Origin of the sequence: Escherichia sp. MOD1-EC6021 (assembly GCF_002965245.1) — a bacterium.
In the GTDB taxonomy this organism is placed as follows: Bacteria; Pseudomonadota; Gammaproteobacteria; order Enterobacterales; family Enterobacteriaceae; genus Escherichia; species Escherichia coli_F.
The window spans coordinates 1-1,456 of sequence record NZ_PTRU01000090.1; the positions used below are offsets into that span (position 1 = coordinate 1).

Here is a 1,456-nt window from a genome sequence, read left to right on the forward strand (position 1 = left end):
ACACCGTGGCGGTCACCTGGCAGGGCATGAACAACCAGATTCTGTAACAGGCCGACACCTTTAATGGAGTCCGCCAGTTCGCTGACGGACTCCGCAGAATACGGCACCGTGCGCACATTCAGCGGTGATTTAATCAGTGAGGCCAGCGGCACGCTCACTTCCTCCGTCTGCGCCAGCAGGGCAGACAGGACTGTTTCCTGCGTTTTTGCAGGTTTACGGCTGGATTTACGCTCCGTTTTTGCCTTAGACTCTGTAACTGACATAGTTAGTACCTCCCAAAACGGTAATAATGATTGTCTGCCGGACGTGTCCCCGTCCGGCACCTCTCTTACTTAAGAATCCCGAAATCCCTGATGACATGGTTCATCCAGTACCCGGCACCGTCCTCAAAATTCCAGGTACGCCAGACCATTGCACCGTTATTACGGACAACCAGGCGAAACTGTTCGCCGTGGTCATCCTCGATAAAGACGTTCCGGTACTGTGCGGCAACAGCTTCGGCATGTTTGCGGGTAAAAGGACCGTCAGGCAGCCCCTGAAGTATTCTGAAATATTCGCTCATTCTCATCTCTCCGGTGATGCCCCGCACAGAACGGGGCGGGGCGGTTATCACAGTCAGGCCAGTCAGAACGGGATATCGTCTGAAAACCCGTAATCGTCACCCTCCGGCGGTTGCAGCTGAGGCTCCGGCTGCGCGGCCTTACGTCCACGGCCTTTCGTTTTTGCGCCACCTTTTTTCGTACCGGCCTCCGACTGTGGTTCCGGCTGAGGCTGAGCGCTGAACTGTTGCCCCTCTTCCGGCTGAGTCTGAGCACCTGCGGCACGTCCCAGCATCTGCATGGTGCCCGTGGTCTTAACAAGAATTTCGGTGACGTAACGGGTGATACCGTTATCTTCCCAGCTACGGGTGCGAAGCTGACCTTCGATGTAGACCTGCGCGCCCTTGCGCAGATATTCGCCAGCCACTTCCGCGAGCTTGCCGAACAGCACCACGCGATGCCATTCTGTCTGCTCCCGCATCTCCCCTGTCTGTTTGTCACGCCAGGTTTCCGACGTGGCGACCTGCAGGTTTGCCACTGCGCCCCCGTTGGGGATGTAACGGACTTCCGGATCTTTTCCCAGGCGTCCTACGAGAATGACCTTGTTAATGCCACGAACTGCCATGATGTGCCTCCTTCTGTTGATGTTTTCAGCCCCCATCATCTTTTGAGTTTCGGGAGCCGCGGTTTTGACGTTTTGCGGGGACCTGCCTTTTGTTCCCTCCGGTATTCACCATCACCTTTTTGAGAACCTTCGCCGCAAGGGGCATCACTGCCACGGCCGGAAACGACTGTCCGGGGGCAGACCGCAAAAGTTTTTGCCTGCTTTTGGGCAAAAACTTTTGCGGGATGTGCATTTCACCCCTGGACTGGCGGAGACGGTTGTGGCTGTCTTTGCCCCCGGCGACAGGGGCTTA

The 1,456-nt window shown here is 56.5% G+C and carries 3 protein-coding genes and 1 pseudogene; all 4 read right to left on the minus strand.

Annotated elements, in window-relative coordinates:
- Positions 1-263, minus strand: a pseudogene (locus BEB54_RS28000) (ParB N-terminal domain-containing protein); the annotation flags it as partial.
- A gap of 65 nt (positions 264-328) precedes the next feature.
- On the minus strand, positions 329-562 hold the full coding sequence (locus BEB54_RS28005) for a DUF905 family protein (RefSeq protein ID WP_000005990.1): 234 nt from the start codon (positions 560-562) through the stop codon (positions 329-331).
- Positions 563-624: 62 nt separating this feature from the next.
- A complete protein-coding gene (locus BEB54_RS28010; protein ID WP_000290838.1) occupies positions 625-1,164 on the minus strand; it encodes a single-stranded DNA-binding protein in 540 nt (179 codons plus the stop codon).
- Between the two features lie 25 nt (positions 1,165-1,189).
- On the minus strand, positions 1,190-1,396 hold the full coding sequence (locus BEB54_RS29085) for a hypothetical protein (protein WP_000547940.1): 207 nt from the start codon (positions 1,394-1,396) through the stop codon (positions 1,190-1,192).
- Between the last annotated feature and the right edge of the window lie 60 nt (positions 1,397-1,456).